This window comes from Rhizobium sp. Root1204 (assembly GCF_001424965.1).
Classification (GTDB): domain Bacteria; phylum Pseudomonadota; class Alphaproteobacteria; order Rhizobiales; family Rhizobiaceae; genus Pararhizobium.
In genome coordinates, this window is record NZ_LMCZ01000029.1 from 1 (window position 1) to 16,046 (window position 16,046).

Annotated in this window: 17 protein-coding genes and 3 pseudogenes; 9 read left to right on the plus strand and 11 right to left on the minus strand. The window is 57.6% G+C overall.

All coding sequences use genetic code 11. From position 1 onward, the window contains the following. On the minus strand, window positions 1-2,091 hold a 2,091-nt coding region (locus ASC96_RS34015; RefSeq protein WP_244482230.1), incomplete at its 3' end, for a calcium-binding protein. A gap of 596 nt (window positions 2,092-2,687) precedes the next feature. Beyond that, on the minus strand, window positions 2,688-3,626 hold the full coding sequence (locus tag ASC96_RS20725; protein WP_082512205.1) for a glycosyltransferase family 2 protein: 939 nt from the start codon (window positions 3,624-3,626) through the stop codon (window positions 2,688-2,690). Between the two features lie 213 nt (window positions 3,627-3,839). On the opposite strand from ASC96_RS20725, the gene ASC96_RS20730 reads away from it, so the two are divergent. The 4 genes from ASC96_RS20730 to lhgO all read left to right on the plus strand — a co-directional run bounded on the left by ASC96_RS20730 (window position 3,840) and on the right by lhgO (window position 8,629). Continuing rightward, complete coding sequence (locus ASC96_RS20730) at window positions 3,840-5,267, plus strand: hypothetical protein (protein ID WP_244482232.1); 1,428 nt, start codon at window positions 3,840-3,842, stop codon at window positions 5,265-5,267. Window position 5,268: 1 nt separating this feature from the next. Beyond that, window positions 5,269-6,099, plus strand: a complete 831-nt coding sequence (locus tag ASC96_RS20735; RefSeq protein ID WP_060505016.1) for a WecB/TagA/CpsF family glycosyltransferase — start codon at window positions 5,269-5,271, stop codon at window positions 6,097-6,099. Then, window positions 6,092-7,348, plus strand: a complete 1,257-nt coding sequence (gene wecC / locus ASC96_RS20740; protein ID WP_060505017.1) for a UDP-N-acetyl-D-mannosamine dehydrogenase — start codon at window positions 6,092-6,094, stop codon at window positions 7,346-7,348. The genes ASC96_RS20735 and wecC overlap by 8 nt, the downstream gene beginning before the upstream one ends. A gap of 72 nt (window positions 7,349-7,420) precedes the next feature. Then, window positions 7,421-8,629, plus strand: coding sequence for an L-2-hydroxyglutarate oxidase (gene lhgO / locus ASC96_RS34020; RefSeq protein WP_244482234.1), 1,209 nt, complete (start codon window positions 7,421-7,423; stop codon window positions 8,627-8,629). 147 nt (window positions 8,630-8,776) lie between these two features. Here lhgO and ASC96_RS34025 read toward each other — a convergent pair. Beyond that, window positions 8,777-9,421, minus strand: a pseudogene (locus ASC96_RS34025) (TetR family transcriptional regulator); the annotation flags it as partial. A 124-nt stretch (window positions 9,422-9,545) separates the two neighbouring features. Between ASC96_RS34025 and ASC96_RS34305 the strand changes: the two are divergent. Both ASC96_RS34305 and ASC96_RS32900 read left to right on the plus strand, forming a co-directional pair. After that, window positions 9,546-10,571: an ATP-binding cassette domain-containing protein gene (locus ASC96_RS34305; RefSeq protein WP_162246383.1), complete on the plus strand. Its 1,026-nt coding sequence runs from the start codon at window positions 9,546-9,548 to the stop codon at window positions 10,569-10,571. 190 nt (window positions 10,572-10,761) lie between these two features. After that, on the plus strand, window positions 10,762-11,442 hold the full coding sequence (locus ASC96_RS32900; protein WP_060505021.1) for an MFS transporter: 681 nt from the start codon (window positions 10,762-10,764) through the stop codon (window positions 11,440-11,442). On the opposite strand, the pseudogene ASC96_RS34035 reads toward ASC96_RS32900, so the two are convergent. From ASC96_RS34035 to ASC96_RS34040, 6 genes and pseudogenes are all read right to left on the minus strand, one after another. Then, window positions 11,413-11,618: pseudogene (locus ASC96_RS34035) on the minus strand (hypothetical protein); the annotation flags it as partial. The gene ASC96_RS32900 and the pseudogene ASC96_RS34035 sit on opposite strands and share 30 nt — an antisense overlap. 46 nt (window positions 11,619-11,664) lie before the next feature. Next, window positions 11,665-11,859: a hypothetical protein gene (locus tag ASC96_RS20765; protein ID WP_060505022.1), complete on the minus strand. Its 195-nt coding sequence runs from the start codon at window positions 11,857-11,859 to the stop codon at window positions 11,665-11,667. 203 nt (window positions 11,860-12,062) lie between these two features. Then, window positions 12,063-12,311: a glycine zipper domain-containing protein gene (locus tag ASC96_RS20775; RefSeq protein ID WP_060505024.1), complete on the minus strand. Its 249-nt coding sequence runs from the start codon at window positions 12,309-12,311 to the stop codon at window positions 12,063-12,065. 40 nt (window positions 12,312-12,351) lie between these two features. Continuing rightward, the gene (locus ASC96_RS32130; RefSeq protein WP_082512207.1) at window positions 12,352-12,507 is read right to left on the minus strand and encodes a DUF3309 family protein; all 156 of its coding nucleotides are present in this window, start codon (window positions 12,505-12,507) and stop codon (window positions 12,352-12,354) included. Window positions 12,508-12,611: 104 nt separating this feature from the next. Next, window positions 12,612-12,899, minus strand: a complete 288-nt coding sequence (locus tag ASC96_RS20780; protein ID WP_060505025.1) for a DUF1236 domain-containing protein — start codon at window positions 12,897-12,899, stop codon at window positions 12,612-12,614. A gap of 95 nt (window positions 12,900-12,994) precedes the next feature. Beyond that, window positions 12,995-13,204 (minus strand): hypothetical protein, encoded by a 210-nt coding sequence (locus tag ASC96_RS34040; protein ID WP_082512208.1) that lies wholly within the window; start codon window positions 13,202-13,204, stop codon window positions 12,995-12,997. A gap of 599 nt (window positions 13,205-13,803) precedes the next feature. Between ASC96_RS34040 and ASC96_RS20785 the strand changes: the two genes are divergently transcribed. Together ASC96_RS20785 and ASC96_RS33465 are read left to right on the plus strand one after the other, a co-directional pair. Continuing rightward, complete coding sequence (locus tag ASC96_RS20785; protein WP_060505026.1) at window positions 13,804-14,013, plus strand: hypothetical protein; 210 nt, start codon at window positions 13,804-13,806, stop codon at window positions 14,011-14,013. Then, on the plus strand, window positions 14,010-14,189 hold the full coding sequence (locus ASC96_RS33465; RefSeq protein WP_200956646.1) for a hypothetical protein: 180 nt from the start codon (window positions 14,010-14,012) through the stop codon (window positions 14,187-14,189). The genes ASC96_RS20785 and ASC96_RS33465 overlap by 4 nt, the downstream gene beginning before the upstream one ends. A gap of 23 nt (window positions 14,190-14,212) precedes the next feature. Here ASC96_RS33465 and ASC96_RS20790 read toward each other — a convergent pair whose 3' ends face one another. After that, window positions 14,213-14,533: an IS110 family transposase gene (locus tag ASC96_RS20790; RefSeq protein ID WP_060505027.1), complete on the minus strand. Its 321-nt coding sequence runs from the start codon at window positions 14,531-14,533 to the stop codon at window positions 14,213-14,215. An 85-nt stretch (window positions 14,534-14,618) separates the two neighbouring features. Here ASC96_RS20790 and ASC96_RS32910 point away from each other — a divergent pair. Continuing rightward, window positions 14,619-14,756: pseudogene (locus ASC96_RS32910) on the plus strand (IS256 family transposase); the annotation flags it as partial. A 394-nt stretch (window positions 14,757-15,150) separates the two neighbouring features. Here ASC96_RS32910 and ASC96_RS20795 read toward each other — a convergent pair. Then, on the minus strand, window positions 15,151-15,717 hold the full coding sequence (locus ASC96_RS20795) for a hypothetical protein (protein WP_156397693.1): 567 nt from the start codon (window positions 15,715-15,717) through the stop codon (window positions 15,151-15,153). Window positions 15,718-16,046: the final 329 nt, after the last annotated feature.

Below are 16,046 nucleotides of genomic sequence, written 5' to 3' on the forward strand. Positions count from 1 at the left end.
ACCGCCGTCCAGGACATCATTGCCTGCACCGCCGTCGAGGATGTCATTGCCCCCACCACCACTGAGCAGGTTGGCGCCAGCATTGCCGTAAAGCTTGTCGGCGTAGTTCGACCCGGTCAGCTGCTCGATCGACACATAGGTGTCGCCCTTGGCATCGCCCGTGTTGATCGCGGCATTGGCAAGACTGGCGGTCACGCCAGCTGTCGCGCTTGCATAGGACGCCGTATCGGTTCCTGCTCCGCCATCAAGCTTGTCGGCACCTGCACCGCCGTCCAGGACGTCATTGCCCGCCCCGCCGGTAAGCACATTGGCGCTACCATTGCCGTAGAGCTTGTCGGCAAAGCTTGAACCGGTCACCTGCTCGATCGACACAAAGGTGTCACCCTTGGCATCGCCAGTGTTGATGGCAGGATTGATGAGGCTGACGGTCACGCCAGTCTTCGCGCTCGCATAGGACGCGGTGTCGGTTCCTGTTCCGCCATCAAGCTTGTCTGCGCCTGCACCACCATCGAGGATGTCGTTGCCCGCCCCGCCCTGAGCGTGTCGTTGCCAGCAAGGCCGCTGATGGTGGGTGTTGATGGCGGGGTTGACAAGGCTGACGGTCACTCCAGTCTTCGCGCTCGCATAGGACGCGGTGTCGGTTCCTGTTCCGCCATCAAGCTTGTCTGCGCCTGCACCACCATCGAGGATGTCGTTGCCCGCCCCGCCCTTGAGCGTGTCGTTGCCAGCAAGGCCGCTGATGGTGTCGTTACCGGCAAGGCCGTCAATCGAGTCGATCCCTGCCGTGCCGGTGAGAATGTCATCCCCGCTTGTCGCGCCAGTAGGAACGGGAGGCTGCGGCACCGTGCTCAGACCCGTGTTGCCGGATAGGATCGGCTTGCTGCCATATAGCGAAAAATCGCCCCAGTAGCCGCCGCCGATCTGGTTGTTGGTAATCTTGATCGTGTTTTCAACAACGGCACCGCCGCCTTTACGCCCGTCGAGATAGACGGTATAGCCGCCACCCACCAATCGGTTGTTGTCGACCGTGATGTTGGCGAGGCCACCGAAGGTGTTTTCCAGCATCAAGGCGGCTGTCTGGTTGTGGTCGTTGATGATCGTGTTGTGGATGAAATCGATATCGCGCCCGCCGTTGACTTGAATGCCGTCGTAGTGCGGGTCTGCTTTTCCATTCCGAAGGTTGTGAATGTAATTGTCTTGAACGGAGGAAGGCCCCCACAGGGTCATGCCGTTCTCGACATCATGAATGTTGTTGCGCAAGAACGTCCCATGGCCGTAAACGCCATTATCGCTCAAGCCACGCCCGTCGATTTCGCTGTCCTTGAGCGTAAAGCCGGTCGCATCATCCATGACCCTGAGGACATGCCACTCCGTATTGGAGATGAGCTTGATGTTGCTCAGCGTAACATTCTTGGCATCGATGATGATATCACCAGTCACTTCCATATTGCTGATGACGGCGTTGTCCGTCGTAATATGAAGCGAGCCCGTATATTTCGTCATCGGGACTCCGGCCTTGACGCCGGTATTGGTCTCGTCGGGAAACCCTGTCGCTGCTGTCGCTGCTGTCGCTGCTGTCGCTGCTGTCGCTGCTGTCGCTGCTGTCGCTGCTGTCGCTGCTGTCGCTGCTGTCAATGCTGTCGCTGTAGGGGCATTCGTGCCGGCTGCGGAAGAAACGGTGGCCGCGCTGGTGCTTGCCGACGCGCTCATAGCGGCTGCGGATTTCAACACGGGTGGAGCGCCGACGGTTTCCTCGGCTTCGATCGCCGTGCCGGCCATGCCGGCCTTGGAGATGCCGCTCCAGCTACTTTCAGAGCTGACAGCATTTGCCTGGGATGATGAATTGTTGAGGAAGTGAAGTGAATTCTGTTCAGCGGTAGTGCTCTCATCGCCAACGTCACGAGCGCTAAACCCCTCCATCACCTCGTGATCGCCGAGATGGGCAGAGTCATTGAACGTGGTCTTGGATGGAACCGTTGATTGCTGATCCTCGCTCGCCTTGTTCAGATCAATGACGTCGAGAGAATTCGCCTGAATGGCATCCTCAGTCAAAAAACCGCTGGTGGTTGTGTTCAGTAGTGTTCGTGCCACTGTGCTATCGCCTTTCTCCTCAGCCGTTAACCCCGTTTCAAGATAGTATTACGGGTAAGCCGGCTACCTCTTTTTAGGTAAGCCAAGCTTATAACAGCGAGAAGTAATGCAACTTTTAAGATGGCGCAACGAGGTTAAAATTAACCCGGTATATTGGGGCAAGGTGCCTAATTTCAGACTTAATATTGCCGCAAAATCCTTAAAATGCCGCTTCCGTTTGATATGCTTGCCAAATTTCTGGCCATTCAACGGAAATTAAAATATCGCAGGTTTTTTAAATCGTTACGCAAAAATACAACCTGACGTGTGGCAATCCCTCTGAAAAGACTTGCAAAAAATTGCTGAAGAATTTCAGAAGCTCAATGACGCCGCAGGCGAGGAAAAGCTCGTATCTTTTTTTTAGAAAATTTATTCTACGCAACCATAGGGATTTATGAACGGTTGGATCAACCGCGTTTTCGGCCGCGGGCTGCTTACCAAGCATGCCAAAAAATACAGAAATTGAAGGGGAGTATAGAGGTTGGTCCGCCGCGTGATTCGCTGGTGAGCCCGAACAAGAGTTCTGAACTGCCCGCGTGGCCGCGAGCTGGGCGCGGCTAACGGCCGAGTGCAGCGCTCAACGCGGCAGCGCGATGGCCCGATTTCATCGCCATGCGCATCGCTTCTCCGGCGATGATGCCCGATCGGAACAATGCCGAGGCGAATGCGCCGTGATGGCGACGGTAGTATTTGATGCGATTGGTCGTCATGAGCGCGGTGAGAAAATCGCTGCTGTGATAATCCCCGCCAATATGGACGGCCTGAGACGAGGGAATATAGACCACATCCAGTCCTGCAGCTCGAACGCGCTGAAGATAGTCGACCTCCTCACTGTAGAGGAAGAAGCTGTCATCCCAGTCGCCAATCACTGCGCGGGCATGGGCCGTGACCAGCAAGATAGCACCGGTGGCCCATTCGATACGTCCGCCATCCCGGTACAATGAAGCCTTATCGACGATTTCACCCAATCCCATTCGGGCGGCTAGTGTTCCTCCAAGCAGCGCTTCGGACCACGCCGTTGTTATCGATGGCTCACGGCGAATGGATTTGGCGACAACACCGTCCTCACCGCGGACCTGCGGCACAGCCACCCCAACCGAAGAACTGTTTATGCCTGCGTACAAGCGGCTTATCGAGCCGGGTTGCAGACGGATGTCCGGATTGAGAACAAGCAGATCCGAAGAGGAATCAATCGTCGCGGTGGCTGCGTTGATCCCTGCGGAATAGCCGCCATTGCGGCCGGTTACGATGACTCTCGCCCCGATTTCGTGCGCAGCCGCGAGTTCGACAGAATGATCGTGACTGTCATTATCGACGACAATCACTTCATATTGCTCAATGCCTTCAAGACCCGCGCGAAGAGAATCCAGCAAGCCTGGCAGCACCGAAGCGCTGTTATAGGCAACGGTGACGACCGAGAGTTTTCGCGCGCCCACGGAGCCTGGTTCGATCCTGCCGTCAACCAAAGGCTCTCTTTGCTTTATCGAACCATCCATTTCGCGCCCTCATGTCTGGCGAGACCCGCGAGCGGGAGTTCTGCAATTCCTATTGGAAAAGGGTTGGCGCTGAAACACTGCAGAGAGAGGTAGAGGATAAGTCCCGTCCAGCCCTGCGCTCATCCCAAAGCCGAATGATGGCCCGCCCGGGTAATACTATCGGTGCATGCCGGGACCGGTGCCTGCATGGTCCGATGGCGCTTTTGTAAGTCTTTGAGTGCGCTGGCATATCTGTCAGGATTTTCTAGCATGTCTACAGCAACCGACGATTTTGATAGGAATTTCCAGCGTCTTTGCGCCGATCTTTGGTCAACTGCCTTTTCGTTCGGCGGCAAGTTATCAGGAGCTTTCATGCCGATTGATTTTAAGCATTCATTGCCATCGAGAGCCCGAAATACAGCACTGGACAGCATCGGACAGCACCCGCCTGCCGTTGAGCAAACCGGACTGGACACGCTTGACCGGTTGGAGGCCTTTGGATCAGTTTCGCCTCAGACAAGAACCCAGGCCAGCCGCTTTTTGAAGATTGCAAAGCGGGGCTTGCCACGCATGCACCGGGGCGGCGCGTTCGGGCACACATTGCGAGCGGTCAAATCAGATTTGCGCTGGACGGAACATCTTGAAGGAGACAGCCTCCGCTATACCGCCATCGCCGCGCTTGGACTGTCCCAAGTCGACAGAACCACACAGCAACAGATACTGGGCGGCAATACGGTACTCGATCTTGCAAATGCGTGTGTGGTTCGTGCCACGACGTCCGCCGATATGGGCGCGGTGGCGCTTGCTGCCTGGGCCGCAGCAGAGGCTGGGCGGTTCCATTCAATGCCGCTGTTTCGCCAGCTGGTACAGATACTCGCTTCAGATACGTCCATTGCGACTGTAGACTGCGCATGGGCATTGAGTGCCGGCCTGGCCGCGCGGCAATTCGGCGACACACGCGACGTCGTTTCCCTGGCAACGAAAAGGCTGATGTCGGGACGGTCCTCGTCCGGCCTGTTTCCACATATGCTTCCCGCATCGGCCAGCGGGCGTTTCCGGGCTCATATCGGGTGTTTTGCCGATCAGGTTTACCCGATACAGGCATTTTCCCGTCTTCATGCGGCACAGCCGAACATCGAAGCTCTGTCGGCAGCGGAAGCCTGTGCAGAGCGCATTTGCGCGCTGCAGGGTCCGGCCGGCCAATGGTGGTGGCATTACGATACGCGCAACGGCGGTGTCGTCGAGGGCTATCCGGTTTACAGCGTTCATCAGCACGCGATGGCCCCGATGGCGCTGCTCGAGCTCCGGGAGGCCGGGGGCACCGACCACTCGCAAGCGATCATCAAAGGCATGCGGTGGCTCGACGAGCACCCTGAGGTTTCGACGCCGCTCGTCGCAGCGGAAAAAGGTGTGATCTGGCGCAAGGTGGGGCGCCGCGAACCCCGCAAGATAGTCAGGGCGATATCCGCCCTGACGACGGCTCTGATGCCGGGGTTGCATGTTCCCGGCCTTGATAGGCTCTTCCCGCCGATCTGTGTGGATTATGAATGCCGGCCCTATGAACTCGGCTGGTTGATGTATGCGTGGCTTTCGGGAGGCGTGGTCGCACAGCTTTCCCTTAGCCCGGCAGGGGAGATGCCTGCAGTGTCCAAGGAGATTTGATATGCAAGGGCAGCGTCAACTTCTGTTCGGCATGTATATGGACGCCATGCGCATGGACGATGTCATCGAGCGATGCCGCACGGCGCTTACAACACGCCGGCCAATCCTTCTGGGGGTGCTCAATGCGGCAAAAATTGTCGAACTTCACAGGAATTCACTCCTGCGCGAATCCCTGATGGGATGCGATCTCTTGCTGGCGGATGGTCAATCCATCGTGTGGGCAAGCAAGTTGCTCGGTCGGCCTTTGCCGGAACGGGTGGCAGGCATCGATATCTTCACGCGTCTTCTTTTTCTTGCCCATCGCGACGACCGGTCCATTGCACTGCTGGGCGCGAAGCCCGAGATTTTGAAGGAAATGCGGCGTGTTATCGCACAGCGTTTTCCCGGCTTGAGGATCGTCTACAGCCACCATGGATATTATGAAGCCGCAGAAGCAGGCCAGATCGCCGCCGATATTCGAGATTCCGGTGCCGATATGCTCTTTCTGGGAATGACATCGCCCAAGAAGGAAATATTTCTGGGCTCCTATGGCTCGTTGCTCAACGTCCCAGTGCTGCATGGCGTCGGCGGCTCTTTTGATATTATGGCCGGTCTGACTAAACGTGCGCCGGTCGCCTGGCAGAAAGCCGGAATGGAATGGGCGTACAGATTGCTGCAGGAGCCGCGCCGGCTGATGTGGCGCTACCTGAAGACCAATACCAGCTTCGTCCAGCTCACCGCCCGTGAACTGTTTCACCCCGCGCGTGCATTCAGGTTTGGCGCGAACCGGAATGTGGCGCCCGCCAAGTCCATTATGCCAGAAAAGCAACTTCGGAGCATTGCCGATGAGTGACGTATTCAAGAGCAGAGTTGCCATTCTCGGCATGGGATATATCGGGTTGCCCACGGCTGTGGCGATCGCGACGCGCGGCGTCGATGTGATCGGTGTCGACATAAATCCGGCCACCGTCGCAGCCCTGTCGCGCGGGGAAGTACCGTTTGTCGAACCGGATCTGGCCGTGGCTGTCAGCGGTGCCGTCGCCATGGGCCGGCTGACCGCGACGACGGAGACCCCGGAAGCGGAAGCCTTCATCATCGCCGTTCCGACGCCGTTCAACGAGGACCGGACCGCTGACCTGTCCTATGTGAAAGCCGCTGCGGAGCAGATCGCTCCAAGGCTGAAACCCGGAAACATTGTCGTTCTTGAGTCCACGTCCCCTCCTGGAACTACACAGAAAGTCGGAGACTGGATCGGAGCCCTGCGCCCGGACCTGAGAATGCCGCGTGATGGCGAAACCGGCGCCGACATATTTGTTGCACATTGCCCCGAGCGCGTTCTTCCCGGCCGCATCATGATCGAGATGATCACCAACGACCGCGTCGTCGGAGGTTTGACGCCCAGATGCGCGGAGAAGGCAGCGTCCATTTACCGCCTGTTCGCTCAGGGCGAGATCCTCTTGACCGATGCGGCAAGCGCCGAAATGGCCAAGCTGGTGGAAAATGCCTATCGCGATGTCAACATTGCTTTCGCCAATGAAATCTCCCTGATCAGCGAAAGCCTTCATATCGACGTCTGGGAAGTCATCCGCCTGGCCAACCGGCATCCGCGGGTCAACATTCTCAGCCCGGGACCGGGTGTCGGCGGGCATTGCATCCCGGTCGATCCCTGGTTCATCGTTTCCGCGGCACCCCAGTTGTCACGCTTGATCCGCACGGCACGCGAGGTCAACGATCATCGGCCGCACCACGTCGCCGGACAGGTTGTGGAGAAGGCAAAACGGTTCCGTTCGCCGACGGTTGCCTGCCTGGGCCTGACCTTCAAGGCAAATGTCGATGATGTGCGCGAAAGCCCCGCTATAGAAGTCGTCGGGCTCATTGCACAGGCGCTGCCGGATGTGGAGATTCTTGTAGCGGATCCCTATGTCAGCGCTATGCCAGGATTGTTGTCCAAGTATGATAATCTCCACCTTGAGGGTGCGTATCAGGCGGTGGAGCGTGCGGACATCGTGGTACTTCTCGTCGAGCACGAACCATTCAAGGCCATGAGGCACACGCGCCTGGCGGGCAAAGTTATCTACGATACGCGCGGCGCGTGGCACTGAAGCGGTCATTGGTGTAGCAAGAAAAGGCTTTCTGCGGATACGACAGGAACGGGCAGAATGAGTTTCGAGCGCGTGGCGGATTTTGATGTCGTGGTGATCGGGGGTGGCATTGTCGGGTTATCGACAGCCATGCAGATGTCACAACGATTTCCCGGCCTTACCGTTGCCGTCTTGGAAAAGGAGTCGATGCTTGCCAGTCATCAGACCGGGCGCAACAGCGGTGTCATCCATGCCGGCGTTTATTATGAACCTGGCAGCCTGAAAGCACAATTCTGCCGGCAGGGCAGTGCTGCGACGATGCAGTTCTGCAAGGACTATGGCATTCGCTTCGAACAGCGTGGCAAAATGCTCGTGGCCACCAGCCTAGAAGAGTTGCCGCGCATGGAAAAGCTCCACGAGCGTGCCGTCGCCAACGGGCTTGAGGTCCATCGGGTCAGCAAGGCTGAGTTGACGGAACGCGAACCACATATTGCCGGTGTCGCAGCTCTTTTCATTCCAGCCTCGGGGATCGTCGATTATGGCGAAGTGACGCGGCGCATGGGTGCGCTTCTTCTCGAAGCCGATGGCACGATCATGACCGATGTTGACGTTACCCGCATCGATGAGCAAGCAGGCGGCGTGGAGATTACGCTCGACACGGGAATGCTGCTCACTGCCCGCCATGTGATTGTCTGTGCCGGCGTCAACGCAGACCGTCTGGCGCGAATGTGCGGCCTTGCCAAGGATATTGTGATTGTTCCCTTCCGCGGCGAGTATTTTCGCCTCGGTGCAGATAAGAACCGCATCGTCGAACACCTTATTTATCCCATCCCGGAACCATCCCTGCCATTCCTTGGGGTGCATCTGACGCCGATGATCGGCGGGTTCGTGACGGTCGGCCCCAACGCCGTGCTGGCCTTTGCCCGCAATGGCTACAGTTTCGGCAACATCAATCCCCGGGATCTCTGGGAGATGGTTCGTTTCCCCGGGTTTCGCCAGGTCATTGCAAACAACATGCGCTATGGATTGGGTGAGATGGCCAATTCGCTCAGCCGCCGCCGATACCTTGCGCTGTGCCAACGTTATTGCCCAGAGCTCGAGCTGGCGGATCTGCATCCGCATCCCGCTGGCATCCGCGCCCAGGCGGTCAGCCGCGACGGCCGCCTGCTGCATGACTTTCTGATTGAACGCACGGCCCGCACGGTTCACGTGCTCAACGCCCCATCCCCTGCAGCCACCTCGGCGCTGCCGATCGGCAAGCATATCGCCGATATCGCCGAGGTGCATTTCGGATGCTCGTAACGTCCTCCGGCAGTTGACCTCCTGCGGCTCTCCTGATGGGTCCAGCGCGGCCGCGCGCTTATATTGTGTCCCTGGATGCCAGTCTGCGCCGGACGTTGGTGGATGCTTAAACCGCAAGGCGAGCTGGCGTTGACCAATCAGGTCGACGACATGCTGCCGTCGTTCGGTGACGATCCCGTCCGAGGACAGGTCAACGCCGAATGTGACCGACAGCGTGTAGCGGCTGGAGATGTGAATAAAGCTCAACGCGACAATCGATATGTAGAGTTGCATGGCGTCGATGCCCGGCGGGATCTCGCCACTGGCTTCGCCTCGATCAAGCAGTGTCTGGATGGAGCCGATCAGCGGCCGCGACGATCGTGGTATGCTCACTATCGTGCGGATGAACTCTCCCTGCAACAGGTTCTCTGCCAGAACCATTTTGATAAAGGCAGGCGTTGCCGCCATGTAATCGAAGGTAAAGGCGGTCAGCGCCGCGATTCCTGCCACCGGGTCGCGGTCCAAAATGTTGAGCCCGGCCTCCTTGCTGCGCAGGTCGTCGTCGTCCTGGAGCGCGGCCTTGTAGAGCAGCTCCTTGCTCTGGAAATAGTGGTAAAGCATCCGGATATTGCATCCCGCGCGCTCGACGATGCGGTCGGTGCTGGCGCCGCTCAGGCCGTGTTCGCAGAACTCCACTATTCCCGCTTCGAGGATGGATTTCCGCGTCGCCTGGGCGTTGCGCGAGCGAGTGCCCGTTGTTTCCTGCTGGTAATCACCGTTGCCCGCGTCACTCATTCTGCATCCATCCTTCATTGTGCCAATCGGCAGAGAATCTTTCTATCGCATGGCTGAAGGCACCTTTCGGCGACTTTAGCGCCTGTGCGAGCTGTCGAGTTTTGGAGGAACGAACCATCTTAGAGCCTTGAAGTTTCGTGGCGTGCCGGATGGTCCGCTTGCCGTCAAGGGCATCGACTTGGCCATCGGCCGCGGCGAGGTCGTGGCGATCGTTAGAGAGTCAGGATCGGGTAAATCGGTTACGGCCAAATCCATCATGCGGCTGGTCGAGTTCATGGGTGCGCAGATCGTGCGCGGTCGTGCCATGCTGAGCGAAGGGCCGGGTGTCGAGACCGATCTCCTGGCCCTTGGCGAAGCACGCATGCAGGCCGTGCGGGGTGACCGTGTTGCCATGATCTTCCAGGAGCCGATGACGTCTCTCAACCCCGTGCTGACCATCGGCCAGCAATTGTGCGAGGTGGTAGTCAAACATCGCAAGGCCAGCAAGGCTGAGGCCGGCAAGATCGCACTGAGCGCACTGGAGCAAGTGCGTATCCCCGAACCCGTGCGCGGGTTGAAACAATATCCGCACGAATTGTCGGGCGGCATGCGCCAGCGGGTCATGATCGCCATGGCCATCCTGTGCAAGCCGGACCTGCTCATCGCGGATGAGCCGACGACTGCATTGGACGTGACTGTGCAGGCCGAAATTCTTGCGCTTCTGAAGGCCATTCAACGTGAGACCGGCATGGCCATTCTCCTGATCACCCATGACATGGGTGTCGTGGCCGAGATCGCCGACAAGGTCGTGGTCATGCTGCGCGGTGAAGTGGTGGAAAGCGGCGATGTCCATGCCATCTTCAATGCGCCCCAGCATGAGTATACTCGCCGTCTGCTCGATGCGGCGCCAAAGCTCAGCAACCGGCTGGAATGTGGCCCGCTAAGCGTGGTTGAGACTGCGACACCGCAGCCCGGGCATGCGGTCAGTCCGGAGATAGTCCTCAGCGTCCGCAATCTTGTGACGCGCTTTGCTGTCCGGCAAGGCATGTTCCAGCGTGTCGTCGCCAACGTTCACGCGGTCGAAGACGTGTCCTTCGATCTTCGAGAAAAGGAGACGCTGTCGCTGGTGGGCGAGAGCGGCTGCGGCAAATCGACGACCGGCAAAAGCATCATGCGCCTCGTCCGGTAGCCCCATACGTCCGCCAGGCTATCGGCATGAGACGCCGCCCTTGAAAGTGGTCGGCTTCGAACATTATGCCCGCATAGCCTAGCCATCCTTCGGCCGCGAGCCGGCGTTCCACTCGGGTATTCGTTCGGTCCGTTTGGGATCCGGACCTAAACTCCAGTGCCGGCAACAGAGCCGATGACAGGACAGACACATGCAGGGCCAGTACAGCTCGCGTTGGTTTTTTTTGATTGCCGTCGCGGCTATCGGTCTCAATCTTCGCCCGTTTATTACCAGCGTCGGGCCACTTGCCGAGACCATTCGCGCAGCCACCGGCCTCGGGTCGCATGGCCTTGCGATGCTCACGTTCGTGCCGATGCTGCTGATGGGTTGCTTCGCATTCCTCGGCCCGGCTCTACAACGGCTCGCCGGAGCACGTCCATCGGTCGTCTTTGCGCTTGCCGTTATCACTTTCGGGACGCTCTTGCGGTACTTCGTTTCCAGCGCATGGGCCATGGTGGGCACCGCGGCCTTGATAGGTTTCGGTGTTGCAATCGTCCAGGCGATCTTCCCGGGCATGATCAAACGGGAGCTCCCGCATCGTGCTGGCCCCATCATGGGGCTCTATTCCGCCACGCTGCTGGGCGGGGGCGCACTTGGCGCACAAGCCTCTCCCTTGCTTATGGAAATGACAGGAAGCTGGCATCTCGGGCTGGGTTCGCTGGCGATCCTGGGGTTGGCGGCTGCAATAATCGCATGGTTTGCCCTTCCCATCGAAGGCCCCGGAATTCCAGAGGGAAATATAGTCAGAAATTTGCTTGCAAGGCCACGATCCTGGTTGCTTATGGCGTTTTTTGGTCTGGTCATCGGGACGCCACAGACGAAACGACAATAGCCATTTCCCCAGTCTGCCCTGGCCAAAGTCTCGTCGAGTGCTCGCTGCACCAATTCGCTGAGATCGTTGTTGGTTTGCATGTGTGGTAGGAGGGGCGCAATGACACTATCGACGTAGAGAGCGGTCGCAGCCCCGGTATTCCTGGTGACTAACTGCCCGTCCGGTGTATTCGGCATAGACACCCCTCAGTGATCAGCCTTGCTTGATCAGCGTCTGATCACATTAGTTTCTAATGTAGTACGCAGTATCCAGTGCGGCATAGGGCACCGGGTTCGGAAGTGTGTCGTGGATTTGATCGATCTTACCAAATTCGGGTCCTACACCAAGGACATCCTTGGCCCTCTCCAGAGTGTAGTCGGTTACAATACCGTCCTTCGCGAAGCTGGCGAGCGCGTCGCGCAATGCTTCGTCGCTCAAGGCCGGATCAGAATAACGTCGGTGCCATTCTCGGCTTCCAACTCCGCATAGGCGATTGGAGCGACGGCAGCAACTAAAGGCAGTACGCTCACGACGAGGAGCGGTAGGACCTTCATCTTGATCTCCATCGAGGAGAATTCGATGCCCCAAAGCGGGATGATCGACCCCCCCGCAGTTGCCGGTCGACGCAAACTTCCGATCGATCAGCAAGACGCTTCGTAACGGCGGCCATAGCGGTCGCGATAGATACAGCGGCCGGGCTCACTAGCATTGCCGATCAGGGCACCGGCCACGCCGCCAACGGCGGCACCCACTGCCGCACCGCGTACATTGCCGGTCGCCACGCCGCCGATGATGGCGCCGGATGCAGCACCGATGCCGGCGCCCCTTTCGGTTTGTGTGCAAGCGCTGAGCGGAAGGATGAGCACGGCTGCGAGGAGGATGTTCTTCATGATTGGTTCCTTTTCTAGGACAGGTTGGAGGGGAGAACGATCAGATGCGGCCCATCAAGACAAGGATGAGGAGGATGATGACGACCAGCCCGAGGCCACCTGAAGGTCCATAACCCCAATTGCGGCTATGGCTCCAGCTCGGCAGCGCACCGATCAGCAAGAGCACCAAGACAATCAGGAGAATTGTACCAAGCATGTTATTTCCTCGTTGGGTTCCGGCCCGTGTCGGTCACGGGGTGTGCTGCGGTAACGTCGCTCACGCGATTTGGCCCGGCATCAGCCGGGCCTGGGCACGTCTAATTACTCAATCACTTCAATCACAGCACGGGTTTTGGGATTGACCAGCACCCGCTTGTTATTGACGATGACGTAGCTGTAGTCCGCCTGATCGGGGATTGTATGGATCTCCACCGTATCAGGCAGTGCGGTCCCAACGGCGAAGTCGCCTTCAAATGTAACGGAAGGTGTCTTCTGTTCGAGAACATAAGTCCTGACCTCGCCGGGAACCGTCACCGTCGCTGTCTGAGCGACGGCTATTCCGGAGATTGAGAGGAACAGTGCGACGGCAGATATGAACAATTTTTTCATGCTTTCCTCCTTGTTTGATGCGTCAGGCGGAACTTGTTTTGCCCACCTTTGTTCCGCCTAATTGGCATCTTGATTTGATTTCGTCGTTGGTTACGCTATCGGGGCCGGTAGACGCCCTGACCAACATAGGTCGAAGCCGCCGTTGCCAGCTTTTGGAAGACCCACACTCGGCCGCTTTGGCGGTCGTCCGGCCCACCGATGGCGAAGAGCGTGGCCAGTATTCCAGCCATCGCGAGCAGGATAGCGAAAATCGGTACTGCCAGGCCGGACTTTTTTCGTAGATCATGAAGGCCTCCTAGGCACAGAACGATCTAAGCTGGCGAGAGTTCCGCTGTCAGACCTCAGTCCTATAGGCGTCGGACTTTGGTCCTACACCCGTCTCAAATTCCGCCGCTAAGCGCTGTCTGGTGATTCATGGGACGTGTCAGTCACGGCATCGAAGAGAGACAAGAGTTGTCTTTCGTCTACCGCTGGAAGCCTGGACTGCGCTTCCGGGTCAATACAATGAAAATCGTCGAAGCGACATTCAATACCTTGGCCGCCGTCATCTCATCTCGGCGAATGGCCTGACCAAGGCGTCGGGGTTGTACTTACCGATTGACGTGCCCTCGCTACTTGGCAAGGGCGGCGGCCAGTGGTCCCCCGATCTCCTCGGCTCGGTCTCTTTGTCCTCTAGATCGTGCTTGGGCCCATGATTGCACAGGGGTGGAGCAACGAAGGGCATGGAGCGTCTGGGCGCGGCGATGACAGCAGCCTTTATTTTTTGATCCCAATCGAATTTCTGGATGCGCTGGATGCCTTGGGTATGCCGCTTTTGGTGCTTGCGGGATCGGGGTCGGCATCTGCTCTTTGATTATCCCCTATGTCTGTGACCGGGCCCTCGCGTTCATGACTGCGCCACTCTATGGTCGTGAACAGAATCCTGGAATGGTACCGGACGGGCATCAACCCGCAGGATCGCCTGCCGTTCCTCGCGACCTATCTCGGCCATAAGGATATCAACTCTACATTGGTCTATATCACCGTCACGCAGGAGCTGCTGCATTACGCGAATGAGCGGTTCCGGGCAGTTGGCGCACCGTGCCTCAGCATGGTGCAGGAGATGCGGCCATGAGCAAGTTTGACCGGTTCCCGGCCCTGCTGCGCGCGTTCTTCTACGAATGGCTGATCGAGCAGCGCAACGCATCCATACCGTTCCAGCCACACCCGGCAGCCAGCCATCCTGGAAGCGCGATGCCAGCGTGCTCGCCTGGCTCGACACACTCTGAAATAATGCGGAGGAACCATTGACAAGAACGGCGAAAATCCGGCGATCAGGCCGCGCTCCTCCGCATTACGACGACCTCGTGATTAGTCAAATTATGCTCACCTCGCCATAACTTGACGAACGGCTTGACGTAAAGTGGCGCGATCAACTTCATTCGATGCCCAAGCTTGGCAATCTCGCGGCCCCAATGGTGGCTCCCGGCACACGCCTCCATTGCTACAATAAACGGATCAAGCTCCGACAGGAAGGCAAGCAACTTCTTGCTTGAAACCTTCCGCCGAAAAAGCACCGATCCATCTACGCTGGCCGCGTGAACTTGAATTATGCTCTTGGCCAAATCCAAGCGGATTATGGTAACCTTTTCCATGGACGCTCTCGCTTGTAATGGTTCTAACACAACCATTCTGGCACGAAGATGCCGTTGAGTGGGAGCGTCCACCCCATCGCTTACCATCATCCGGCTCGTTGGCGCGTTGCTGCTCGAACAGAACGATGAGTGGGCCGTTCAACGGGCTCGATACATGACGCTGGAAACCATCGGTCAGATGAGCGATGATCCTCTCATCGGCTTGCCGGCCGTGGCGCGCTGATACTCATCCGACCCTCTGGGATGAGCCGTGGTCGCTTGAGCTACACTACGTCCCGGGACACGATCTGACGTTGCTTCATCCAACTTCAAGGATCGACTCCTGTGTTCAAGTGGCGTCAAGCTCGGTGGTATGTGAAATGCGACGATGCAGCGAAAGTAAAGGCGGATCCCTACTGACGGTTCAGTGCATACGTTCATCACAAGCCTTCGCGATGCTTGCGAGACATTGCTTGCGATTGCTGATCCTGGAACATCGTTGGACAGCCCACACCTCGCACGGCTAAATGGACATCAACGGCAGTGATCAGCAGGCTTTGATCGCAGTCGATTCATCGCGGCACCGGCCGGAAATTGTTTGTAGGCTTCGGCAGAGCTTGGGTCTCGGTATCAATCGCTTATTTCGCGGCTTCACGGACCACATCATTGTAAAGCACATTGGCGCGTTTGATTAACCGGTCCACCTGGATGGCGGCGCGGTGAAATTCTCGATTAGCTTCTGAAGAGCCCTTCTTACCTTGCAGGCTCTCAGTGTAAGCGTTCATTGCTTCGCTGATCTTTCTGGCTTGCCCGCATAGCTTTGCCTCGGCTACCGTCAAACGGCGGGGTTGCCTTGAATCAACGGCATCGAAATATTTTTGGTAGAAATTAAGCGCAACCTGACGTGCGACGTATCGTCCTGTCGTCAATGCAAGTGCCGTTTTCATCATCAGCAATAAGCCATCCTCAAAGCTTGGACAGTGCTGCATTGTTAAACCGAACTTATCCACCAAACGGACAATGTAGCCGTTCCCGTCATCAGCGCGGCGGATCCAACCATCAGTGGGAAATATCCCGTCGGTGAAATTCTTTCGATTTTCTTCAAGCTCGCGTAGGAAGTCTGCGATCGGGGGCGTCAAGTTTGGATGCGGATTCATTGGAAGTCCATGATTGCTGTGCGCTGCCCATAAATTCGGATGCGACATTACAGTTCCATACAACGGCGAGATTTGGAAGCGGTGGCTGATCGGGGGCTTCTGATCGATACCGAACCGGGCGCCACTCCAGCCAGTTTCAGCAGGCGACAGTGGGCACCACTCATGAAAACCGATCGGTCATGGTTGTTGATAAAATGCTTACCGAATGCCATTGGCAACACGTGCTATCCCAACCCGAGTTCCGACTATCCTTCCGTTAGAACCGTGCAAAACCTAGGAGGCCGTCCACGATTTCGTGCGGAAGGGGTGGACGTTCAGGCTTTGATTTGATTCAGTCCATTCATGAGCAAGAGTTTTCTCCCTTGGAATGTTGAGCA

What these genes read in the sequence shown, in the direction of transcription:
- ASC96_RS20775 (WP_060505024.1), bottom strand. Translation starts at nt 12,311, where the DNA reads ATGAAGAACATCCTCCTCGCAGCCGTGCTCATCCTTCCGCTCAGCGCT.
- ASC96_RS20735 (WP_060505016.1), top strand. Translation starts at nt 5,269, where the DNA reads ATGCAAGGGCAGCGTCAACTTCTGTTCGGCATGTATATGGACGCCATG.
- ASC96_RS33465 (WP_200956646.1), top strand. Translation starts at nt 14,010, where the DNA reads ATGAGCAAGTTTGACCGGTTCCCGGCCCTGCTGCGCGCGTTCTTCTAC.
- ASC96_RS20725 (WP_082512205.1), bottom strand. Translation starts at nt 3,626, where the DNA reads ATGGATGGTTCGATAAAGCAAAGAGAGCCTTTGGTTGACGGCAGGATC.
- ASC96_RS20790 (WP_060505027.1), bottom strand. Translation starts at nt 14,533, where the DNA reads ATGGAAAAGGTTACCATAATCCGCTTGGATTTGGCCAAGAGCATAATT.
- ASC96_RS20785 (WP_060505026.1), top strand. Translation starts at nt 13,804, where the DNA reads ATGGTCGTGAACAGAATCCTGGAATGGTACCGGACGGGCATCAACCCG.
- ASC96_RS20780 (WP_060505025.1), bottom strand. Translation starts at nt 12,899, where the DNA reads ATGAAAAAATTGTTCATATCTGCCGTCGCACTGTTCCTCTCAATCTCC.
- ASC96_RS20795 (WP_156397693.1), bottom strand. Translation starts at nt 15,717, where the DNA reads ATGTCGCATCCGAATTTATGGGCAGCGCACAGCAATCATGGACTTCCA.
- wecC (WP_060505017.1), top strand. Translation starts at nt 6,092, where the DNA reads ATGAGTGACGTATTCAAGAGCAGAGTTGCCATTCTCGGCATGGGATAT.
- ASC96_RS32900 (WP_060505021.1), top strand. Translation starts at nt 10,762, where the DNA reads ATGCAGGGCCAGTACAGCTCGCGTTGGTTTTTTTTGATTGCCGTCGCG.
- ASC96_RS32130 (WP_082512207.1), bottom strand. Translation starts at nt 12,507, where the DNA reads ATGCTTGGTACAATTCTCCTGATTGTCTTGGTGCTCTTGCTGATCGGT.